This is a genomic window from Streptomyces sp. NPDC058464 (genome assembly GCF_042721035.1).
Lineage (GTDB): Bacteria > Actinomycetota > Actinomycetes > Streptomycetales > Streptomycetaceae > Streptomyces.
Genome location: NZ_JBHXMA010000001.1, coordinates 106,004 through 126,092, shown reverse-complemented (window position 1 = coordinate 126,092; position 20,089 = coordinate 106,004). Strand labels below are relative to the sequence as shown.

General features: G+C 70.6%; 18 protein-coding genes. 16 read left to right on the top strand and 2 right to left on the bottom strand.

Translation table 11 applies throughout. The features are described 5' to 3' along the window. The first annotated feature begins 86 nt into the window (after positions 1-86). From ACFWPQ_RS00605 to ACFWPQ_RS00545, 13 genes are all read left to right on the top strand, one after another. Positions 87-2,108, top strand: coding sequence for a beta-galactosidase (locus ACFWPQ_RS00605; RefSeq protein WP_384028436.1), 2,022 nt, complete (start codon positions 87-89; stop codon positions 2,106-2,108). 187 nt (positions 2,109-2,295) lie between these two features. Beyond that, complete coding sequence (locus tag ACFWPQ_RS00600; protein ID WP_384029313.1) at positions 2,296-3,855, top strand: glycosyl hydrolase 53 family protein; 1,560 nt, start codon at positions 2,296-2,298, stop codon at positions 3,853-3,855. A 246-nt stretch (positions 3,856-4,101) separates the two neighbouring features. Beyond that, a complete protein-coding gene (locus ACFWPQ_RS00595) occupies positions 4,102-4,389 on the top strand; it encodes an ArsR family transcriptional regulator (protein WP_384028434.1) in 288 nt (95 codons plus the stop codon). 29 nt (positions 4,390-4,418) lie between these two features. Further along, on the top strand, positions 4,419-5,372 hold the full coding sequence (locus ACFWPQ_RS00590; protein ID WP_384028432.1) for an SMP-30/gluconolactonase/LRE family protein: 954 nt from the start codon (positions 4,419-4,421) through the stop codon (positions 5,370-5,372). Between the two features lie 70 nt (positions 5,373-5,442). Then, positions 5,443-5,904 carry a fluoride efflux transporter CrcB gene (gene crcB, locus ACFWPQ_RS00585; RefSeq protein WP_384028430.1) on the top strand — a complete coding sequence of 154 codons (462 nt, stop codon included), beginning with the start codon at positions 5,443-5,445 and terminating at the stop codon, positions 5,902-5,904. Next, on the top strand, positions 5,901-6,281 hold the full coding sequence (locus ACFWPQ_RS00580) for a DUF190 domain-containing protein (protein ID WP_361282167.1): 381 nt from the start codon (positions 5,901-5,903) through the stop codon (positions 6,279-6,281). The genes crcB (ACFWPQ_RS00585) and ACFWPQ_RS00580 overlap by 4 nt, the downstream gene beginning before the upstream one ends. Continuing rightward, positions 6,278-6,652, top strand: a complete 375-nt coding sequence (gene crcB, locus ACFWPQ_RS00575) for a fluoride efflux transporter CrcB (protein ID WP_361282169.1) — start codon at positions 6,278-6,280, stop codon at positions 6,650-6,652. Before ACFWPQ_RS00580 ends, crcB (ACFWPQ_RS00575) begins: the two co-directional genes overlap by 4 nt. 72 nt (positions 6,653-6,724) lie before the next feature. Continuing rightward, a complete protein-coding gene (locus ACFWPQ_RS00570) occupies positions 6,725-7,561 on the top strand; it encodes an undecaprenyl-diphosphate phosphatase (RefSeq protein ID WP_361282171.1) in 837 nt (278 codons plus the stop codon). A gap of 182 nt (positions 7,562-7,743) precedes the next feature. Next, positions 7,744-8,421, top strand: coding sequence for a FadR/GntR family transcriptional regulator (locus ACFWPQ_RS00565; RefSeq protein WP_361282444.1), 678 nt, complete (start codon positions 7,744-7,746; stop codon positions 8,419-8,421). Further along, positions 8,418-9,857, top strand: coding sequence for an amino acid permease (locus tag ACFWPQ_RS00560; RefSeq protein ID WP_384028427.1), 1,440 nt, complete (start codon positions 8,418-8,420; stop codon positions 9,855-9,857). Before ACFWPQ_RS00565 ends, ACFWPQ_RS00560 begins: the two co-directional genes overlap by 4 nt. A 43-nt stretch (positions 9,858-9,900) precedes the next feature. Continuing rightward, positions 9,901-10,911, top strand: a complete 1,011-nt coding sequence (locus tag ACFWPQ_RS00555; RefSeq protein WP_384028425.1) for an asparaginase — start codon at positions 9,901-9,903, stop codon at positions 10,909-10,911. A gap of 133 nt (positions 10,912-11,044) precedes the next feature. After that, positions 11,045-12,448 (top strand): aspartate ammonia-lyase, encoded by a 1,404-nt coding sequence (aspA, locus tag ACFWPQ_RS00550; protein ID WP_384028423.1) that lies wholly within the window; start codon positions 11,045-11,047, stop codon positions 12,446-12,448. Positions 12,449-12,493: 45 nt separating this feature from the next. Further along, positions 12,494-13,423 carry a glutaminase gene (locus tag ACFWPQ_RS00545; protein ID WP_384028421.1) on the top strand — a complete coding sequence of 310 codons (930 nt, stop codon included), beginning with the start codon at positions 12,494-12,496 and terminating at the stop codon, positions 13,421-13,423. Positions 13,424-13,451: 28 nt separating this feature from the next. On the opposite strand, the gene ACFWPQ_RS00540 is transcribed toward ACFWPQ_RS00545, so the two are convergent. Next, complete coding sequence (locus ACFWPQ_RS00540; protein ID WP_384028419.1) at positions 13,452-14,675, bottom strand: glycosyltransferase; 1,224 nt, start codon at positions 14,673-14,675, stop codon at positions 13,452-13,454. 149 nt (positions 14,676-14,824) lie between these two features. Beyond that, positions 14,825-15,580 carry a helix-turn-helix domain-containing protein gene (locus tag ACFWPQ_RS00535; protein WP_384028417.1) on the bottom strand — a complete coding sequence of 252 codons (756 nt, stop codon included), beginning with the start codon at positions 15,578-15,580 and terminating at the stop codon, positions 14,825-14,827. Between the two features lie 232 nt (positions 15,581-15,812). On the opposite strand from ACFWPQ_RS00535, the gene ACFWPQ_RS00530 reads away from it, so the two are divergent. The 3 genes from ACFWPQ_RS00530 to ACFWPQ_RS00520 all read left to right on the top strand — a co-directional run bounded on the left by ACFWPQ_RS00530 (position 15,813) and on the right by ACFWPQ_RS00520 (position 19,982). Then, complete coding sequence (locus tag ACFWPQ_RS00530; protein WP_384028415.1) at positions 15,813-16,478, top strand: DUF4097 family beta strand repeat-containing protein; 666 nt, start codon at positions 15,813-15,815, stop codon at positions 16,476-16,478. A gap of 307 nt (positions 16,479-16,785) precedes the next feature. After that, a complete protein-coding gene (locus ACFWPQ_RS00525) occupies positions 16,786-18,756 on the top strand; it encodes a potassium transporter Kup (RefSeq protein ID WP_384028413.1) in 1,971 nt (656 codons plus the stop codon). A gap of 116 nt (positions 18,757-18,872) precedes the next feature. Then, the gene (locus ACFWPQ_RS00520; RefSeq protein WP_384028411.1) at positions 18,873-19,982 is read left to right on the top strand and encodes a DUF475 domain-containing protein; all 1,110 of its coding nucleotides are present in this window, start codon (positions 18,873-18,875) and stop codon (positions 19,980-19,982) included. Positions 19,983-20,089 lie beyond the last annotated feature (107 nt).

Here is a 20,089-nt window from a genome sequence, read left to right as displayed (position 1 = left end):
GGTTGTTGCTGTGCGGTTATGTTGGGCTCACGCCACGATCGTTGTGTGTGAACGTTCCCAAATGATCGATTAAACGGGAGAGATCCATGCCGGACACCACCCCCAGGGGCCTGACCAGGCTCGCCTTCGGCGGTGACTACAACCCCGAGCAGTGGCCGGAAAGCGTCTGGCAGGAGGACGTCCGGCTGATGCGCGAGGCCGGGGTCACGATGGTGAGCGTCGGGATCTTCTCCTGGGCCCTGCTGGAGTCGGCCCCGGGGGAGTACGACTTCGGCTGGCTCGACCGGGTCCTGGACCTCCTGCACGAGAACGGCATCCGCGTCGACCTCGGCAGCCCCACCGTGGCACCGCCCGCCTGGTTCTACCGCGCCCACCCCGAGGCCCTGCCGGTCACCGCGGAGGGCGTGCGCTACGAGTTCGGCTCCCGCGGCGCCATCTGCCACTCCAACGCCGACTACCGCGCCGCCGCCGCGAACATCACCACCCGCCTCGCCGAGCGCTACGGCGACCACCCGGCCCTCGCCCTGTGGCACGTCCACAACGAGTACGGCGTCCCCGTCTCGGCCTGCTACTGCGACTCCTGCGCCGCGCACTTCCGCCGCTGGCTCGCCGACGCCTACGGCACCGTCGACGCGGTCAACGAGGCCTGGGGCACCGCCTTCTGGGGCCAGCACTACACCGACCTGGCGCAGATCAACCCGCCGCGCGTCACCCCCACGGTGGGGAACCCGGGGCAGAGCCTCGACTACAAGCGGTTCGTCGACGCCACCATCCGCGAGAACTTCCGCGCCGAGCGGGACATCCTGCACCGACTCTCGCCCGGCGTCCCGGTGACCACCAACTTCATGACCGCCCTCAGCCAGTGCGACTCCATGGACTACTGGGCCTGGGGCCGCGAGGTCGACCTGGTCACCAACGACCACTACCTGATCACCGACGGCCGCCGCACCCACGTGAACCTCGCGATGGCCGCCGACCTCACCCGCTCCGTCGCCGGCGGCGCCCCCTGGCTGCTGCTCGAACACTCCACGTCGGGTGTCAACTGGCAGCCCCGCAACCCCGCCAAGGCCCCCGGCCAGATGGCCCGCAACTCCCTCGCCCACGTGGCCCGCGGCTCCGACGGCGCGCTGTTCTTCCAGTGGCGGCAGTCCCGGCGCGGCGCCGAGAAGTTCCACTCCGCGATGCTCCCGCACGGCGGCACCGAGACCCGGGTCTGGCGCGAGGTCGTCGAACTCGGCGCCTCCCTCGACTCGTTGAGCCAGATCCGGGGCACCCGCACCCAGGCCGACGTCGCCGTCCTGTGGGACTGGCAGTCCTGGTGGGCGCAGAACCTCCAGTGGCGCCCCAGTGAGGACCACGACCCGCGCGAACGCGCCGACGCCTTCTACGAGGCCCTCTACGACCGCCACCTCACGGTCGACTTCGCCCACCCGGAAAGCGACTTGTCGGCCTATCCCCTTGTCGTCGTACCGGCTCTGTACCTGATGACGGAGGCGGCCGGGAACAACCTCCGCGAGTACGTCGCGAACGGGGGCACCCTCGTCGTCTCGTACTTCTCCGGGATCGTCGACGAGCACGACGCGGTGCACGAGGGCGCCTACCCGGGCACCCTGCGCGAGACCCTCGGCCTCACGGTCGAGGAGTTCTCGCCCCTGCTGAAGGACCAGCGGGTACGGCTGACCGGCCCCGACGGCTCCGAACTGACCGGCGACGTGTGGACCGAGTTCGTCGTCCCGGGCGCCGCCGAGACCGTCTGGACCTATGCCGACGGCCTCACCGCCGGCCGCCCGGCCGTCACCCGCCACCAGCTGGGGGAGGGCACCGCCTGGTACGTGTCCACGCGCCTGGACGCCCACGGCCTGGACGCCCTGCTCGGCTGGGCCGCCGAGGACGCCCGGATCGCGCCCCGCGCCGAACTGCCCCGCGACGTCGAGGTGGTCCGCCGCACCGGCGGGTCCGGCACCTTCCTCTTCGCGATCAACCACACCGCCACCGACGCCAAGGTGCCCCTGGAGGCGCACGGCACCGAACTGCTCACCGGCGAGCGCGCCGCGGGCCGGCTCGCGGTCCCGGCGGGCGCCGTGCGGGTCGTACGACTCGACGGCTGAACCGCGGCGCGGGCCCCGGGGCCGCCGTGCCCGCGCCCGCCCAGACTCCCCTCCGTCCGTGAGCGCCACGAGAGCCGCGGGCGGAGGGGCGCTCCTCCGGCCGTACCCGGATTCCGGCCGCACCGGATTCCGCTCGCACCGGAGGACACCCCCAACCCCAGTCACGTCGAAGGGACGACGGACGATGATGTTCCATCCCAGACGCACCATCAGAGCCCTGCTGCTGCCGCTCCTGGCCGGGCTCGCCCTCACCGCCCTCCCCGCGCAGACCGCCCAGGCGGCGAGCACCCTCACCAACGGCGGCTTCGAGTCGGACGGTGCGGGCGTGGCCACGCCCACCGGCTGGTCGGAGTACGGCGACACGGGCGCCTCGTACACCGAGTCCGGCGGCCACAGCGGCAGTTACCGGCTGAGCCACTACTCGGCCTCCGCCTACAAGGTGGAGACCTACCAGTACCTGTCGGGGCTGACCAACGGCACCTACACCCTCACCGCCTGGACCCGATCCAGCGGCGGGCAGAACTCCGCCTACATATCCCTGAAGAACTGCGGAAGTTCGGACCAGAGGACCGACCTGCCGGTCTCCACCAGCAGCTGGGTGCGGATCGTCACCTCGATCGCCGTCACCAACAACCAGTGCACGATCAGCGTCTACTCGGACGCCAACGCGGGCAACTGGATCAACGTCGACGACCTGACCTTCGCCTCCGGGTCGACAGGCCTTTCGATCAAGGGTGCCGACATCTCGTCACTGGCCAAGAGCGAGGCCAAGGGCGGGGTCTACAAGACCAGTTCCGGCACCACCGGGGACGCGGTCACCATCCTCAAGAACGCCGGGATGAACTACGCGCGCCTGAAGGTCTGGGTCAACCCGGCCGACGGCTACAACGACAAGGCCCATGTCCTCGCCATGGCCAAGCGGATCAAGGCGGCCGGCATGAAGCTGCTGGTCGACTTCCACTACTCGGACACCTGGGCCGACCCGGGCAAGCAGACCAAGCCCGCCGCCTGGTCCGGCCACTCCTACAGTCAGCTGAAGACCGACGTGTACAACCACACGTACGACGTCCTGAACGCGCTGAAGGCCCAGGGCACCACCGCCGACATGGTCCAGATCGGCAACGAGATCAACGGCGGCATGCTCTGGTCCGAGGGCTCCACCGACAACTGGTCCCAGCTCGCCGGCCTCATCAACTCCGGCTACAGCGCGGCGAAGGCGGTCTCCTCGTCCACCCAGGTCGCCCTGCACCTGGCCAACGCGGGCGACGACGCCACGGTCCGCTGGTGGTTCGACAACGCCAAGACCTACGGCATCAACTACGACGTGATCGGGCTGTCGTACTACGGCTACTGGCACGGCTCGCTGGCCGCCGCCCAGACCACCCTGGACGACGTCGCCTCCCGCTACTCCAAGCCGGTCTTCGTCGCCGAGACCGCCTACCCGTTCACCCTCGCCCAGGACGACTCGCTGGAGAACCAGATCGACACCAGCGGCGAACTGGTCACCGGCTACCCGGCCACCGCCACCGGCCAGCTGGCCTGGATGAACTCCGTCGCGAACATCGTCGAGGCCGTCCCGAACGGCCGTGGCCTCGGCGTCTTCTACTGGGAGGCGACCTGGACCGCCGTCACCGGCAACGGCTGGGACCCGACCGACGCCACCTCCGGCAACGGCTGGGAGAACCAGGCCCTGTTCGGCTACGACGACAAGGCGCTCTCCTCCATGGCGTGGTTCAGCCACCGCTGAGCCACCACTGACGGGGGCCCGGCCGTAAGGGGACGGTCGGGCCCCTCCGTCCTGTCCGGGGCGGGGGCCGCCGGTCCAGGTCCCGGTTCGGCTGCCCGGAACCCGCTCCGCGGGCAAGCCCCCGACCGGCCGATCTCGTACGGCCGTTCGATCTCGGACAACGCGTCCGACTCCCTGACGTGGGGGCTTCGGCTGCGGGACAGTGGGAACACACACTGCGAGGAGGCAGGAACGGAGGCCGGTCGGATGCTGAGGAAGCCCACGAGCGCAAGCCGCCTGGAGATTCTGGACTGGCTCAAGGATCCGGCGGCCCACTTCCCGCCCCAGCGCCACGCCGACCTCACCGAGGACGGCGTCACCGTCCGGGCCGTCGCCGCCAAGCTCGGGGTCTCCCGCAGGGTCGCCGGCACCCATCTGGGCCTGCTCGCCCGTCTCGGCCTGCTGCGCACCAAGCGCATCCGGTACCGCGTCTACTACCGGCGCGACGAGATCCGGATCGCCGAAGTGGCCCGGATGTTCGAGAAGGGCTGGTGAGACCGGTTCCGCCTGCCACCATGGGACTCATGGACCGACCCACGCGCCTCGTCCCCCTCCACTACGTCGCCATCGGCGGCCGGGGCCCGGAGGACGTGGTGACCGATCCGGACGGCGGGGTCCTGACCGGCGTGGAGGACGGCCGCATCCTGCGCCTGGACGGACTCGGCGACCCGGACACCGCCCGGGTCCGCACGCTCGCCCGCACCGGCGGCCGCCCGCTCGGGCTCGACCTCCTCCCCGACGGCGACCTGCTGGTCTGCGACGCGGAACGCGGCCTGCTCCGCGTCGGCCTCGCCGACGGCGCCGTCCACGTCCTCGCCGACACGGTCGAGGGGGAGCCGCTGCGGTTCGCGAGCAACGTGGTCGCCCTGCCCGACGGCACCGTGTACTTCACCGCCGCCAGCCGCCGCTTCCCCCTCGGCCAGTGGATCGGCGACATCGTCGAGCACAGCGGCACCGGCCGCCTGCTGCGCCTCGCGCCGGGCGCCGGCACGGCCGAAGTGGCCTGGGAGGGCTTCCAGTTCGCCAACGGGCTGACCGTGAGCGGCGACGGCACCTTCCTGGTCGTCGCCGAGACCGGCGGGTACCGCCTCACCCGCTACTGGCTCACCGGCCCGCGCACCGGCAGTGCGGAGTTCTTCGCCGAGCTCCCGGGCATGCCCGACAACATCTGGCGCGAGGACGACCTCATCTGGGTCGCCCTCGCGGGCCCGCGCAACCCCCCGCTCGACCTCCTCCACCGCGCCCCGCTCGCCGTCCGCCGGGCGGCCGCCCGGGCCGCCGTGCACGCCCCCTACCGCCCCGTCGGCACCGTCGCCGTCCTGGCGCTCGACGACCACGGCCGGGTCGTCCACCACCTGGCCCGCCGCAACTCCGGCTTCCGCATGGTCACCAGCGTCTGCCGGACCGGCCGCCACCTAGTCCTCGGCAGCGTCCGGGAGCCCGGCGTCGCGGTCTGCGCTGCCCCCACCGCGAAGTGACCGCCGGGTACGCCCGGCGGTACCCTGAGGCACCCGTCAGGGGGCGGTGCCGAACAGGAGACGTACGACCATGACAGCCCCGGAAGCCGAGAGCCTCCGCGTCCAGCCGAGCCCCCAGCGGCGGCCCGAGTGGCGTGCCCAGGCACCGGTCGTCGCGGTGGTCGCGGCCGGCGGCGCGATCGGGGCCGTGGCCCGCTACGCCCTCGCCCTGGCCCTGCCCACGGCCGCCGGGGGATTCCCCTGGGCGACCTTCTGGACGAACGTCATCGGCTGCGCGGTGATCGGCGCGTTCCTGGTCCTGATCACCGAGGGACTCCCGGCGCACCGCCTGGTCCGCCCCTTCTTCGGCACCGGCGTCCTCGGCGGCTTCACCACCTTCTCCACCTACTCCGTCGACATCCAGAAACTGGTCGACCACGGCCGGCCCGGCACCGGCCTCGCCTACCTCGCCGCGACCCTGTGCGCGGCCCTCGCGGCGGTGTGGTGCGCCGCGACCGTGACCCGTCGTGTCCTCACCCGGAGGCAGCGATGACGAGACTGACCGGCCGTGCCCTGCGCCTGACCGTCTACATCGGCGAGGACGACACCTGGCACCACAAGCCCCTCTACACGGAGATCGTGCACCGGGCGCACACGGCCGGACTGGCCGGAGCCAGCGTCTTCCGGGGCATCGAGGGCTTCGGCGCCTCCTCCCGTATCCACACCTCCCGGCTGCTCTCCCTGAGCGAGGACCTGCCGGTGGCGGTGGTCGTCGTGGACACGGAGGAGCGGGTCCGGGCGTTCCTGCCACAGCTGGACGAACTGGTGACCGAGGGACTCGTGACCCTGGACGACGTCGAGGTCATCAGGTACGTCGGCCGGGCCGACGACACCGGCAAAACGGACGTGAAGGGTAAGAAGTCGTTGTGAACTGGCTGTTGGTGGTCCTCGGCGCCGTCGTCGGTGCTCCGCTGCGCTATCTCACCGACCGGGCCGTCCAGGCCAGGCACGACTCCGTCTTCCCCTGGGGCACCTTCGTGGTGAACGTCACGGGCTGCCTGATCCTGGGCCTGCTGACCGGCGCCGCCTCGGCGGGAGCGGCGAGCCCGCACCTCCAGCTGCTCCTCGGCACCGGGCTCTGCGGGGCGCTGACGACGTACTCGACGTTCTCGTACGAGACGCTGAGGCTGACCGAGACCGGTGCCGGGCTCTACGCTGCCGCCAACGTCGTCGCGAGCCTCGTGGCGGGGCTCGGGGCGGCCTTCGCCGGAGTGGCGGTCGCCCAGGCCGTCTGGGCCTAGGACTTGCCTCTCACCCCTCCGTTGTAAGACTGTCTACAGCACTGTCGACCAAACTCTGCAGAACTGGATCCCATGAGCGCCATCTCCGTCGGTCAGGCCGCCGTCCTCGGGGTAGTCGAGGGGGTGACCGAGTTCCTTCCCGTGTCCTCCACCGGCCACCTCAAGATCACCGAGGGGCTCATGAACATCCCCGTCGACGACCAGTCCGTCGTCGGGTTCTCGGCCGTCATCCAGGTCGGCGCCATCGCCGCCGTGCTCGTGTACTTCTTCAAGGACATCAAGCGCATCGTCTCCGCCTGGGGCCGGGGGCTGGTCAACAAGAACGAGCGCTACCACCACGACTACAAGTTCGCCTGGTGGGTGATCGCCGCGACCATCCCGATCGTCGTGGTCGGCCTCGCCGCCAAGAAGCTCGTCGAGGGGCCACTGGGCTCGTTGTGGGTGGTGGCCGGCTCGCTGATCGTCGGCTCCGGTGTGATGTGGGCGGCGGACCAGATGGGCCGCCACAAGCGCGGTGAGGACGACACCTCCTTCAAGGACGCGATGCTGGTCGGCTGCTCGCAGATCCTCGCCCTGCTCTTCCCCGGCTTCTCCCGCTCCGGCGCCACCATGTCCACCGCGCTCATCCTGGACCTGGACCGCGTCGCCGCCACCCGCCTCTCCTTCTTCCTCGGCATCCCGGCCCTGACCGGCGCCGGCATCTACGAGCTCAAGGACGCGCTCGGCGCGGGCGTGGGCGCCGCCCCGCTGGCCGTCGGCACGATCGTCTCCTTCGTGGTCGCCTACGCCTCCATCGCCTGGCTGCTGAAGTTCGTCGCCAAGCACTCCTTCAACGCGTTCGTGATCTACCGGATCGTGATCGGCCTGGCGCTCTTCGGCCTCCTCGCCGCGGGCACCATCAACGCCTGACGGCCGCCGTCCCACGAGTCACAGCTCCGCCACGGGGTGTGATGCCTGCATTCAGGCGTCGCACCCCGTGAATGTTTCCTTTCCGGAAACCTTGACAGCGTCCTCACGCAACCCGGAACATCTCACCCGTGAACCTGTCAGACAGCCCGACAGCCGGACAGCCCCCGCGGCGCGTGAGCGCCATGGAGGCGGTACTGGCGCACCTGCGCGCCGCCATCGAGCGCGGCGAGTACGCCGTGGGCGACAAGCTCCCCTCCGAGGCGGAGCTCTGCCGCACCCTGGAGATCAGCAGGCCCGTCCTGCGCGAGGCCCTGCGGGCCCTGCAGACGATGGGCCTGACCGTCTCCAAGACCGGCAAGGGCACCTTCGTGGTCGCCAACGCCGTCGAGGACCCCACCTTCGGCGACTACGCGGCCAGCGACCTGCTCGAAGTGCGCCGGCACATCGAGATCCCGGTCGCCGGGTACGCGGCGCTGCGCCGCACCCCGGAGAACCTTGACCACCTGGCCCATCTGCTCGACCGCATGGAGCGGGAGACGGACACCACCGCGTGGGTCGCGATGGACACCCTCTTCCACCTGGCCGTCGCCGAGGCCGCCCAGAACCCGGTCTTCCGCCGGGTCATCGAGGAGATCCGGGACGCACTGGCGCGTCAGTCGGCCTTCCTCAACGAACTGGGCGGCCGCCGCGAGCAGTCCAACCGGGAGCACCGGGCCATCGTCGAAGCGCTGACCGACGGTTCCGAGATCGACGCCGTGGACGCCATGAGCCACCACCTCGACCGCGTCGAGACCACCCTCACCCACATCGTGCGCCCCACGCGCACGGACCAGCACAAGGAAGGCGGAACCGAGGCGTGAGCGAACAGCACCTCAAAGACGAGACGCGCCCCTCGTCCCGTCACGTCGACGCCGGGGACCACGGCTACAGCAAGTCGCTGAAGCACCGGCACGTCAACATGATCGCCATCGGCGGCGCCATCGGCACCGGCCTCTTCCTCGGCGCGGGCGGCCGCCTCGCCGACGCAGGACCCTCCCTCTTCGTCGCGTACGCGATCTGCGGAGTCTTCGCCTTCCTCGTCGTACGCGCCCTCGGCGAACTCGTCCTGTACCGCCCGTCCTCCGGCGCCTTCGTCTCGTACGCCCGGGAGTTCCTGGGCGAGAAGGGCGCCTACACCGCGGGCTGGATGTACTTCCTGAACTGGGCGACCACCGGCATCGCCGACATCACCGCGGTCGCCACCTACACCCACTACTGGGGGATGTTCTCCGACATACCCCAGTGGGTGATCGCCCTGATAGCCCTGGCCGTGGTCCTCACCGTGAACCTGATCTCGGTCAAGATCTTCGGCGAACTGGAGTTCTGGTTCGCGATCGTCAAGGTCAGCGCCCTGGTCGTCTTCATGGTCATCGGCATCTTCCTGCTGGTCACCCAGCACCCGGTGGACGGCACCACCCCCGGCCCGTCCCTGATCACCGACAACGGCGGCATCTTCCCCAACGGCCTGCTGCCCATGCTGCTGATCATCCAGGGCGTCGTCTTCGCCTACGCCTCGGTCGAGCTGGTCGGCGTCGCCGCCGGTGAGACCGAGAACCCCGAGAAGATCATGCCGAAGGCGATCAACTCGATCATGTGGCGGGTGGGCCTGTTCTACGTCGGCTCGGTCGTCCTGCTCTCGATGCTGCTGCCCTGGAACAAGTACACGGCGGGACAGAGCCCCTTCGTCACCGTCCTCTCGCACATCGGCGTCCCGGCGGCCGGCGGCGTGATGAACCTCGTCGTCCTCACCGCGGCCATGTCCTCGCTCAACTCCGGCCTCTACTCCACCGGCCGCATCCTGCGCTCCATGGCCGTCAACGGCTCCGCCCCCAAGTTCACCGCCAAGATGAGCCGCACCCAGGTCCCGTACGGCGGCATCCTGCTCACCAGCGGCATCTGCGTCCTCGGCGTCGGCCTCAACTTCGTGGTCCCCGCCGACGCGTTCGAGATCGTCCTCAACTTCGCCGCGATCGGCATCATCTCCACCTGGGGCATGATCATGCTCTGCCACCTGCTCTTCTGGCGGAAGACCCAGAACGGCGAGCTCACCCGCCCCGGCTACCGACTGCCGGGCTCCCCCTGGACCGAGATCGTGACGCTGGCCTTCCTCGCCTCCGTCCTGGTCCTCATGTACGCCGACGGCGGCGCCGGACGCACCACCGTGCTGTGCCTGCCGCTGATCGTCGCCGCGCTGGTCGCCGGCTGGTACGCCATCCGCCGCCGCATCCCGCGCACGTCCACCGGAACCGACGCGTGAACCGCGCCCCGGTCCGTCCCACCTCACCCGAGACCAGGCAGTGATGCAGAGCAGTTCCCCCGCGGACGCACCCATCGTCCGTGAACCCCTCCACGCCCCCGTCGCCCACCTCATCCGCGGCGGGGTCGTCGAGGGCATCCACTACGGCTCCGTCGTCGTCCTCGGCGCCGACGGGGAAGTCCAGTTCCAGCTCGGCGACATCAAGGCCGCGTTCTACCCGCGCTCGGCCCTCAAGCCCGTCCAGGCCGTGGCCATGCTGCGGGCCGGGCTGCCCCTCGACGGCGACCTGCTCTCGCTGGCCGCCGCCAGCCACTCCGGCGAGGAGCGGCACCTCGCCGGGACCCGGCGGATCCTCGACCTCGCCGGACTGACCGAAGCCGACCTGCGCAACGTCCCCGACATGCCGTACGACCCGGCCGTGCGGGACACCTGGGTCCGGGAGGGACGGCAGCCGTCCCGCCTCGCCCAGAACTGCTCCGGCAAGCATGCGGCGATGCTGTGGACCGCGAAGCTCAACGGGTGGTCCCTGGCGGACTACCTGGAGCCCGAGCACCCGCTGCAGCAGGCGATCGCCGAGATCGTCGAGGACCTGACCGGGCAGCGGGTGGCGGCGACGACCGTGGACGGGTGCGGGGCGCCGCTGTTCTCCGTCTCCCTGCACGGGCTGGCGCGTGCGGTGTCGCGGATCGTGTCCGCCGCGCCGGGTACGCCCGAGGCGCGGGTCGCCGACGCGATGCGGGAGCACGCGGAGATGGCGTCCGGCGCGGGACGGGACGTGGCCGCGCTGATGGCGGCCGTGCCGGGGCTGCTGGCCAAGGACGGTTTCGAGGGCGTGCAGGTCGCTGCGCTGGCTGATGGCCGGGCGGTGGCCGTGAAGATCGCCGACGGGGCGAACCGGGCGCGGGTTCCGGTCGCCGCGGCCGCGCTGGCCAGGGCCGGGGTCGACCCGGGGCTGCTGACCGAGTTCGCCGGGGAGGCGTTGCTCGGTGGTGGCAGGGAGGTCGGGCGTGTGCGGCCCGTTCGTTCCCTGGAGCCGGTTTCGGTATGCGCCTAAGGGGCTGGGCGGCCATGTCGTGGGCGGCTGCGAGTCGTTTCCGGCTGGTCGCCCAGTTCCCCGCGCCCCTTGCGGGGCGCTCCAGTTCCGCCCTTGAAAAGTTCACCCCCTCCGAAAGAGGATCTCTACCCTCATGACCGTCCGTAGCGAGCATGACCTGCTCGGTGACCGTGATGTCCCCGCCGACGCCTACTGGGGTGTGCACACCCTGCGGGCCACCGAGAACTTTCCGATCACCGGTACGCCGATCTCCGCCTACCCGCACCTGATCGACGCCCTCGCCGCCGTCAAGGAGGCCGCCGCCCTCGCCAACGAGGAACTGGGGCTGCTGGCGCCGGAGAAGGCCGCGGCGATCGTCGCCGCCTGCCGGGAGATCCGGGCCGGCAAGCTGCACGACCAGTTCGTGGTCGACGTCGTCCAGGGCGGTGCCGGGACATCCACGAACATGAACGCCAACGAGGTCGTCGCCAACCGGGCCCTGGAGTTGATGGGGCATCAGAAGGGCGAGTACCGGTACCTGCACCCGAACGAGGACGTCAACCTCGGTCAGTCGACCAACGACGTCTACCCGACGGCCGTCAAGATCGCCACGGTCTTCGCGGTGCGCGGGCTGCTCAAGGCGATGGCCGTGCTCCAGGACTCCTTCGGGCGCAAGGCCGTCGAGTTCCGTGACGTGCTGAAGATGGGCCGTACCCAGCTGCAGGACGCGGTGCCGATGACGCTCGGGCAGGAGTTCTCGACGTTCGCCGTGATGCTGGACGAGGACCGCAGCCGGCTCGCCGAGGCCGTCGAGCTGATCCACGAGATCAACCTCGGCGCCACGGCGATCGGGACCGGGCTCAACGCGCCCGCCGGATACGCCGAGTCGGCCCGCCGGCACCTCGCCGGGATCACCGGGCTGCCCCTGGTCACCGCCGCCAACCTGGTGGAGGCGACCCAGGACTGCGGGGCGTTCGTCCAGATGTCCGGCGTGCTCAAGCGGGTCGCGGTCAAGCTCTCCAAGAGCTGCAACGACCTGCGGCTGCTGTCGTCCGGGCCGCGTGCGGGGCTCGGCGAGATCAACCTGCCGCCCGTGCAGGCCGGCTCGTCGATTATGCCGGGCAAGGTCAACCCGGTGATCCCCGAGGTCGTCAACCAGGTCGCCTTCGAGGTCATCGGCAACGACGTCGCCATCACCATGGCCGCCGAGGCCGGGCAGCTCCAGCTCAACGCCTTCGAGCCGATCATCCTGCACTCCCTGTCGAAGAGCATCACGCACCTGCGGAACGCCTGCCTGACGCTCGCCGAGCGCTGCGTGGACGGCATCACCGCCAACACCGAGGTGCTGCGGGCGACGGTCGAGAACTCCATCGGCCTGGTCACCGCCCTCAACCCGTACATCGGGTACACGGCGGCCACCGACATCGCCAAGGAGGCCCTCGTCACCGGCCGCGGGGTCGCCGAACTCGTCCTGGAGAAGGGCCTGCTGCCCGCCGAGCGGCTCGCCGACCTGCTGCGTCCCGAGGTCGTCGCCGGCAGCGGCTCACCCCTCGCCTGACCTGCGAGTACGCACCAGGACCGGCCCGGAGGCACAATAGTGATCATGACAATGACGTCGTCCCAAGCCTTCCTGCCGGTCCTGGAGCGCATCGCCGAGGAGACAGAGCGCACGCCGGGCCGCGGCCGCCCCGCCGACTACATCCCGGCGCTCGCCGCCTGCGACCCCCGCAGCTTCGGTATGGCCGTCGCCGAGCTCGACGGCACGGTCTACGGCGTCGGCGACTGGCGGCAGCCCTTCTCCACGCAGTCCATCACCAAGGTCTTCACCCTCGCCCTCGACCTGGCCCGCGAGGGCGACGAGCTCTGGGAACACGTCGGCCGCGAGCCCTCGGGCAACCCGTTCAACTCCCTGGTCCAGCTGGAGTACGAGCAGGGCATCCCGCGCAACCCGTTCATCAACGCGGGCGCCCTCGTCGTCACCGACCGCCTCCAGACCCGTACCGGAGACGCGGCCGGCGAGCTGCTGGCCTTCCTGCGCGCCGAGAGCGGCAACACCTCACTGGACTTCGACAAGGGGGTCGCCGCCTCCGAGTCCCAGCACGGCGACCGCAATGCCGCGCTGGCGCACTTCATGGCCTCCTACGGCAACATCGACAACGAGGTGCCGGTCCTCCTCGACCAGTACTTCCGCCAGTGCTCCGTAGCCGCCTCCTGCGCCGACCTGGCCCTGGCGACCACCTTCCTGGCCCGCCACGGCATCCGCGCCGACGGTACCCGCCTCCTCACCCGCAGCCAGGCGAAGCAGGTCAACGCGGTGATGCTGACCTGCGGGACGTACGACGCGGCGGGCGACTTCGCATACCGCGTCGGCCTGCCCGGGAAGAGCGGGGTCGGGGGCGGCATCATCGCCGTGGTGCCGGGCCGGTGCGCACTGTGCGTGTGGAGTCCCGGCCTGGACGAGCGCGGCAACTCGGTGGCGGGCGTGGCGGCACTCGACCGCTTCACGACGCTCACGGGTCTGTCGGTGTTCTGAGACGTTCGGCCGGTGATCCGGCGCCGGTTCAGGCGGGCATCGGCGGTGTTCCCCGGCCGACGGTGTCGAGCAGCAGTTCCGCGGCCACCGCCGCTCCGTCGGTGCGGATGCCGTCGGCCAAGGCCCGCGCGCGGGCGACGGTCTCGGGGGCGAGGGCCGTGGCGAGTGCGGCCGACAGGGACTCGGCGGTCGGAGCCGGCCCGTCGTGTGCCGCGCCGATGCCCAGGGCGGCGACCCGGCCGGCCCAGTAGGGCTGGTCCGCCGCCTGGGCCACCACCACCTGCGGGGCTCCGGCCCGGGCCGCCGTCGTCGTGGTGCCGGCGCCGCCGTGGTGCACGACGGCGGCCACCCTGGTGAACAGCGCCTGCTGGTTGACCTCGCCGACGACGAAGCAGTCGTCCCGGTCGTCGATCAGGGCCAGTTCGGCCCAGCCGCGGCCGACGAGTGCGCGGCGGCCGTGCGCGCGGACCGCCTCGATGGACACCCGGGCGATGTCCGCCGAGACGCCCCGCATGCTGCCGTACCCGACGAACACCGGGGGAGCGCCCGCGTCCAGGAAGGCCAGCAGGTCGTCCGGCAGCGGGCGTTCGTCCGGCAGGATCCACGCCCCGGTGTGCACGACGTCGAGTTCGGGGGTCTCCCGCCACGGGCCCAGGACCGGGTCCGAGGCCAGCCACGGCCGGTCGGTGAAGATGAAGCCGTGGACGTCGTCCACCGGCGGCAGGCCGACCGAGCTCCGGTGGGCGTTGAGGGCCTCGCCGTGCAGCGTGTTGAAGGTCCGGGCGTTGAGGTCCCACAGCGCCCGGTTGTCGGTCACTTCCGGAGGGAACGACTGGCCCGGCAGCAGCGCGGGGGGCGCCTGGTACGGCGACCGCAGCAGGAACGGGCAGAACGTCGCGTACACGTAGGGGATGCCGAGTTTCTCGGCCGCCGACCGTGAGGAGAAGTGCGCGAGCCCGGTCGCCAGGAGGGCGTCGCACCCCGCGGCGGCCGTGACGACCGTGTCGAACTGCGCGGCCAGCTCTGCCGCCCGCCGGGCGGCGGCCGATTCCGTCGACGGTGCCGCCATGGTGCCCATCGGCCTGCCGACCGCCACCAGTTCCACGTCGGCCCTGGCCAGCAGCCGGGCGAACACCTCGTCGGGCGGCGCGCAGACCCGTACCCGTGCGCCGAGTTCCCGCAAGCGCACCGCCAGCGCCACCAGCGGTTCGACATCTCCGCGCGATCCATACGTCGACAGCAACACACGCACTACGCGACTCCCGTTTTCGCAGGTACTGGCCTCGGTCGGCGATTCTGCGGCCTGGCCGGGGCCTTGCCGCAAGCCCCCCGGTGCGCTATACGTTGAGCACGGCAAGGAGGCGGAATCTCCTTGCCGTTGTCGGTCTTCAGGACGGCTGTCTATGCGCGGTCCCGACTCGGCTCGGCGGCGTCGTTCGAGGTGGTCCCGGGTCTGGTGTGGAGGACCTCGCGGGCCTGTTCCGCGGCGCGGGTGATGCTTTCGCCGACGAAGTCGAGGAAGCGGGCGACGTTCTCCAGGCGGTTGGCGGCAGGGGTCCGGGGGCCGAGGACGGCGACGCCCTGGCGTGCGGTGTCGGCGACCTGGGCGGTGCCGCGGGCGCTGGCGATCATCGACTGGTACCAGATGTCGTCGTCGACGATGTAGCGCTCGCGGCGGCCCTCGCCCTGTTCCCGGCGGGCGAGGCTCTGGCTCTCGAGGAACGCGATCGCCTTGGAGACGGACGCCGGGCTGACCTGGAGCCGCTGGACGAGTTCGGACGCGGTGAGGCTCCCCGAGTCGGTGAGGGTGATGGCGGCCATCACCCTGGCCGGCATCGCGGTCATGCCCGAAGCCATCATGACGGTGGTCAGCGTCTCCTCGTACTCCCGCACGGCCTCCGGGTCGCGTCCGTCGGCCGACGAGGGCATCTCGGCCCCCCGGGGTGCGGCCGGCCGGCGCCGGTGGGCCCGGCGTTCGGTGGCGCGGTGGGCGAGGTCGGCGCGGTAGGCGGTGGGGCCGCCGTTGCGCATCACCTCACGCGTGACCGTGGAGGTCGGACGGTCGAGGCGGCGGCCGATCTCGGCATAGGCGAGGCCGTCGGCCAGCCCCAGCGCGATCTGCCGGCGTTCCTGCTGGGTGAGTCTGCCTCCCGGCATCGCGATCTCCTTTGTGCCCCATGGCGGTCCCTGCTGCCCCCAGCGTAGCGTTCATCCCCAATTCATTGCAACGAATGCGTCGCCGTCGTTGCATTTAGCTCGAAGCTCAATGCAACACTTTGATGGCTTTGAGCTGCAAAGACTTAGGTTTTTTGCAACATGCATGTTGCCGGGATAATGAATGCAACGTAGCTTTTCGTTCATCGGAAACACCGAGTCACGGGAGAAGACGATGCAGAAGTTCGACACCCCCGCCCCGATCTCCGCCGTCCTGGACATCCCCGCCGGGCGCGTCCAGCTCATCGCCGCGGACCGCGCCGACACCACCGTCGAGGTCCTGCCCGCCGACCCCTCCAAGAGCCGCGACATCAAGACCGCCGAGCAGACCACCGTCACCTACGCCGACGGAGTCCTGCGGGTCACGGCCCCGGCTTCCGGCAACCAGCTCCTCGGCCCCTCCGGATCCCTGGAGGTCACCGTCCGGCTGCCCGCCGGCTCCGGCGTCGAGGCGAGGACGGCCGCCGCCGAACTCCGTGGTGTCGGACGCCTCGGCGACATCGCCTTCGAGGGTGCGTACCGCCAGATCAAGATCGACGAGGCCGCGAGCCTCCGCCTCACCGCGATCGACGGCGATGTCGAGGTCGGCCGGCTGGGCGGCCCCGCGGAGATCAGCACCGCACGGGGCGACATCCGGATCGACGAGGCCGGCCGCGGCACGGTCGTGCTCCGCACCCAGGACGGCGACATCTCCGTCACCGCCGCCGCCGGCGTCTCGGCCGCCCTGGACGCAGGCACCGACTACGGCCGTGTCAGCAACGCCCTCAAGAACGACGGCACCACCGAGCTCGACATCCGCGCCACCACGTCCCGGGGCGACATCACCGCCCGCAGCCTCTGAACACGCAGCACCCGCGCGGCCCTCGACAGCCGAACCCGAGGGCCGCACCGCCCGGGGTCGTCCGCGTCGACGCCCCCGGGCCCCGGGCGAACCACGGTACTCATCCTGGAAGTTGATTGCTCCGAGCGCCGCCGGAAGCCGCGCCCGCCCGGCCGGTGCGCCTGCTCACGCCTGAAGCCCCGGAACTCTCCGGCGTCCTGCCGAATCCCGAACCGGCGTACGGGGTGTGCCGTCCAGGGCCGTGCAGCGGACCGGTATCGTCCCGCACGACATGCCAGGCAGCCGGCCTGCGCCGAGGAGGAGCGTCATGACCAGTCGTCGGCACCTGGCCGGCTCGGACGAGGGACCGCCGGCGGGACCGCCGGCACCTCATGCCCCGGACGCGCAGGGCACGCTCCGCCTCTCGCTGGTGGTCGGGGCGCTCGGTGTGGTGTTCGGCGACATCGGGACCAGCCCGATCTACACCCTCCAGACCGTGTTCAACCCGGGTGACCCGCACCCCGTGCCGGTGACCACGGAGAACGTGTACGGGGTGGTGTCCCTGGTGTTCTGGTCGGTGATGATCATCGTCACGGTCACCTACGTGCTGCTCGCGATGCGCGCCGACAACGACGGTGAGGGCGGCATCATGGCGCTGATCACCCTGTTGCGCCGCTGGAGCGGCCCGCGGGGCGCGCGGGCCGCCGTCGTCCTGGCGGCGCTGGGCATCTTCGGGGCGTCGCTGTTCTTCGGCGACAGCATGATCACACCGGCGATCTCGGTGCTGTCCGCGGTCGAGGGCCTGAAGGTCGTCGAGCCGTCGTTCGGTGACGCGGTCGTGCCGATCACCGCGGTGATCATCGTGGTGCTGTTCCTGGTGCAGCGCAGGGGGACCGCGGCGGTGGGCCGGGTGTTCGGGCCGGTCATGATCGTCTGGTTCCTGACCATCGGCGCGTGCGGCGTCGTCGGCATCACCGACCACCCCGAGATCCTCAAGGCCCTGTCGCCCACCTACGCCGTGGGCTTCCTGTACGGCCACTTCGGCACCGCCTTCTTCGCCCTGGCCGCGGTCGTGCTCGCGGTCACCGGCGCCGAGGCGCTCTACGCCGACATGGGCCACTTCGGGCGCAGCCCGATCACGCGCGCCTGGATGTTCCTCGTCTTCCCGGCGTGCGTCCTCAGCTACCTGGGCCAGGGCGCGCTGATCCTCGCCGACCCGGGCAACATCAGCAGCCCGTTCTTCCTGCTCGTACCGGGCTGGGCACGCTGGCCGATGATCCTGCTGGCCACGGCCGCCACGGTGATCGCCTCCCAGGCGGTGATCACCGGCGCGTACTCGGTCACCTCCCAGGCGGCCCAGCTGGGTTATCTGCCGAGGCTGCGGATCGCGCACACCTCCGAGTCCGCCGCGGGCCAGATCTACGTCCCGTGGATCAACTGGCTGCTGATGGTCTCGGTCCTCACCCTGGTCTTCGCGTTCCGCAGCTCCGCGGCGCTGGCCTTCGCCTTCGGCATGGCGGTCACCGGCACCATCACCATCACCACCCTGCTGTTCTTCTACGTCGCCCGCGCCCAGTGGGGCACCCCGCGCTGGCTGATCGGTACCGGCGCCGCGCTGCTGCTGACGGTGGACCTGCTGTTCGTCGCCGCCAACCTGACCAAGCTGGTCCACGGCGCGTGGCTGCCGCTGCTGATCGGCCTCACCGTGTTCACCGTCATGACCACCTGGCAGCGCGGCCGCGAGCTCGTCACCGCCGAACGAGCCCGTCAGGAAGGCTCGTTGGCCGAGTTCGTCGACCACCTGCGCAGCGGTGAGGTCCCGACGATCCGGATCCCGGGTACCGCGGTCTTCCTCAACCGGGGCAAGGAGACCGCGCCGCTGGCGATGCGGGCCAACGTCGAGCACAACCACGTGCGCCACGACCACGTGGTGATCCTGTCCCTCGAAACCGAGCCCGTGCCCCGGGTTCCGGACGACCGGCGCAGTGCCGTCGACGCTCTCGGATACGGCGACGACGGGATCATCCATGTCACCGCGCGGTTCGGCTACATGGAGACACCGGACGTGCCCGCCGTGCTGGCGGCGCTCGACCCGGCGACGACGGAGGGGCGGTTGCAGCTCGACGAGGCGTCCTACTTCCTGTCGAAGATCGAGCTCCGGCGCGGGACGGCGCCCACGATGGCGTCCTGGCGCAAGCGGCTGTTCATCGCCACCTCCTACATCACGGCCGATGCCGCCGAGTACTTCGGCCTGCCCCGCGACCGGACGGTCATCATGGGCTCGCACATCGACGTGTAGGCGACCGCCGACCCCCACAGCGGGACCGGGCCACCCCGCGGACAACCGGCCGTGATAGACAACGCCGTTGTGAGGGTCGGCCGCCGACGGCCGCGGAACGACGGGAGAGTACAGCCGTGTTGTTGAGGACCTTTCGCTGGGCGTTCCTGGTCACCGCGGTCGGCCTGGCGGCCGGGGTGCTGTACGACGGCTGGGCCGCCCTCGGGATCGTGGCGATCCTGGCCGTCCTGGAGGTGTCCCTGTCGTTCGACAACGCTGTCGTCAACGCCGGGATCCTGAAGAAGATGAACGCCTTCTGGCAGAGCATCTTCCTCACGGTGGGCGTGCTCATCGCCGTGTTCGGCATGCGGCTCGCCTTTCCGGTCGTCATCGTCGCCATCACCGCCAAGCTCAATCCGTACGACGCGGTGAACCTGGCGCTGACCGACAAGGACCGCTATGAGCAGCTGGTCACCGACGCCCACCCGGCGATCGCGGCCTTCGGTGGCATGTTCCTGCTGATGATCTTCCTCGACTTCGTCTTCGAGGACCGGGACGTCCAGTGGCTGGGCTGGATCGAGCGCCCGCTGGCCAGGCTCGGCAAGGTCGACATGCTGGCGGTCTGCATCGCCCTGATCGTCCTGCTCGTCACGTCGTTCACCTTCGCCGCCCACGCCCACCAGCACGGCGGCGCGCACGCCGACAAGGCACAGACGGTGCTGGTCTCCGGTATCGCCGGTCTGATCACGTACCTGGTCGTGGGCGGTCTGTCGGGCTACTTCGAGAACCAGCTGGAGGAGGACGAGGAGAGCCAACGGCGGGGTGGGGGCTCGGCGGTGCTGCTGGCGGGCCGGGCCGCGTTCTTCATGTTCCTCTACCTGGAGGTCCTGGACGCGTCGTTCTCCTTCGACGGCGTGATCGGCGCCTTCGCCATCACCAACGACATCGTGCTGATGGCCCTCGGCCTCGGCATCGGCGCGATGTACGTCCGCTCGCTCACCGTGTACCTGGTCCGGCAGGGCACCCTGGACGACTACGTCTACCTGGAGCACGGCGCCCACTACGCGATCGGCGCGCTGGCCGTGATCCTCATGGTCACCATCCAGTACCAGATCAACGAGGTCGTCACCGGCCTGGTCGGCGTCGTCCTGATCGGCTGGTCGTTCTGGTCCTCCGTCCGCCGCAACCAGCGGCTGGAGGCGGCCGAGACAGGGTCGGAGACCGCCGAAGCGGTGCGTGTCCCCTAGGACTTCCGGCACGCGGACAGCCGGGAGAACGCCGGAGACGGAGGGTGCGGCCCCTCCGACGACGACGGTCGACCACCCACAGGTAACAACCAGGCCCCTCCCAAGAA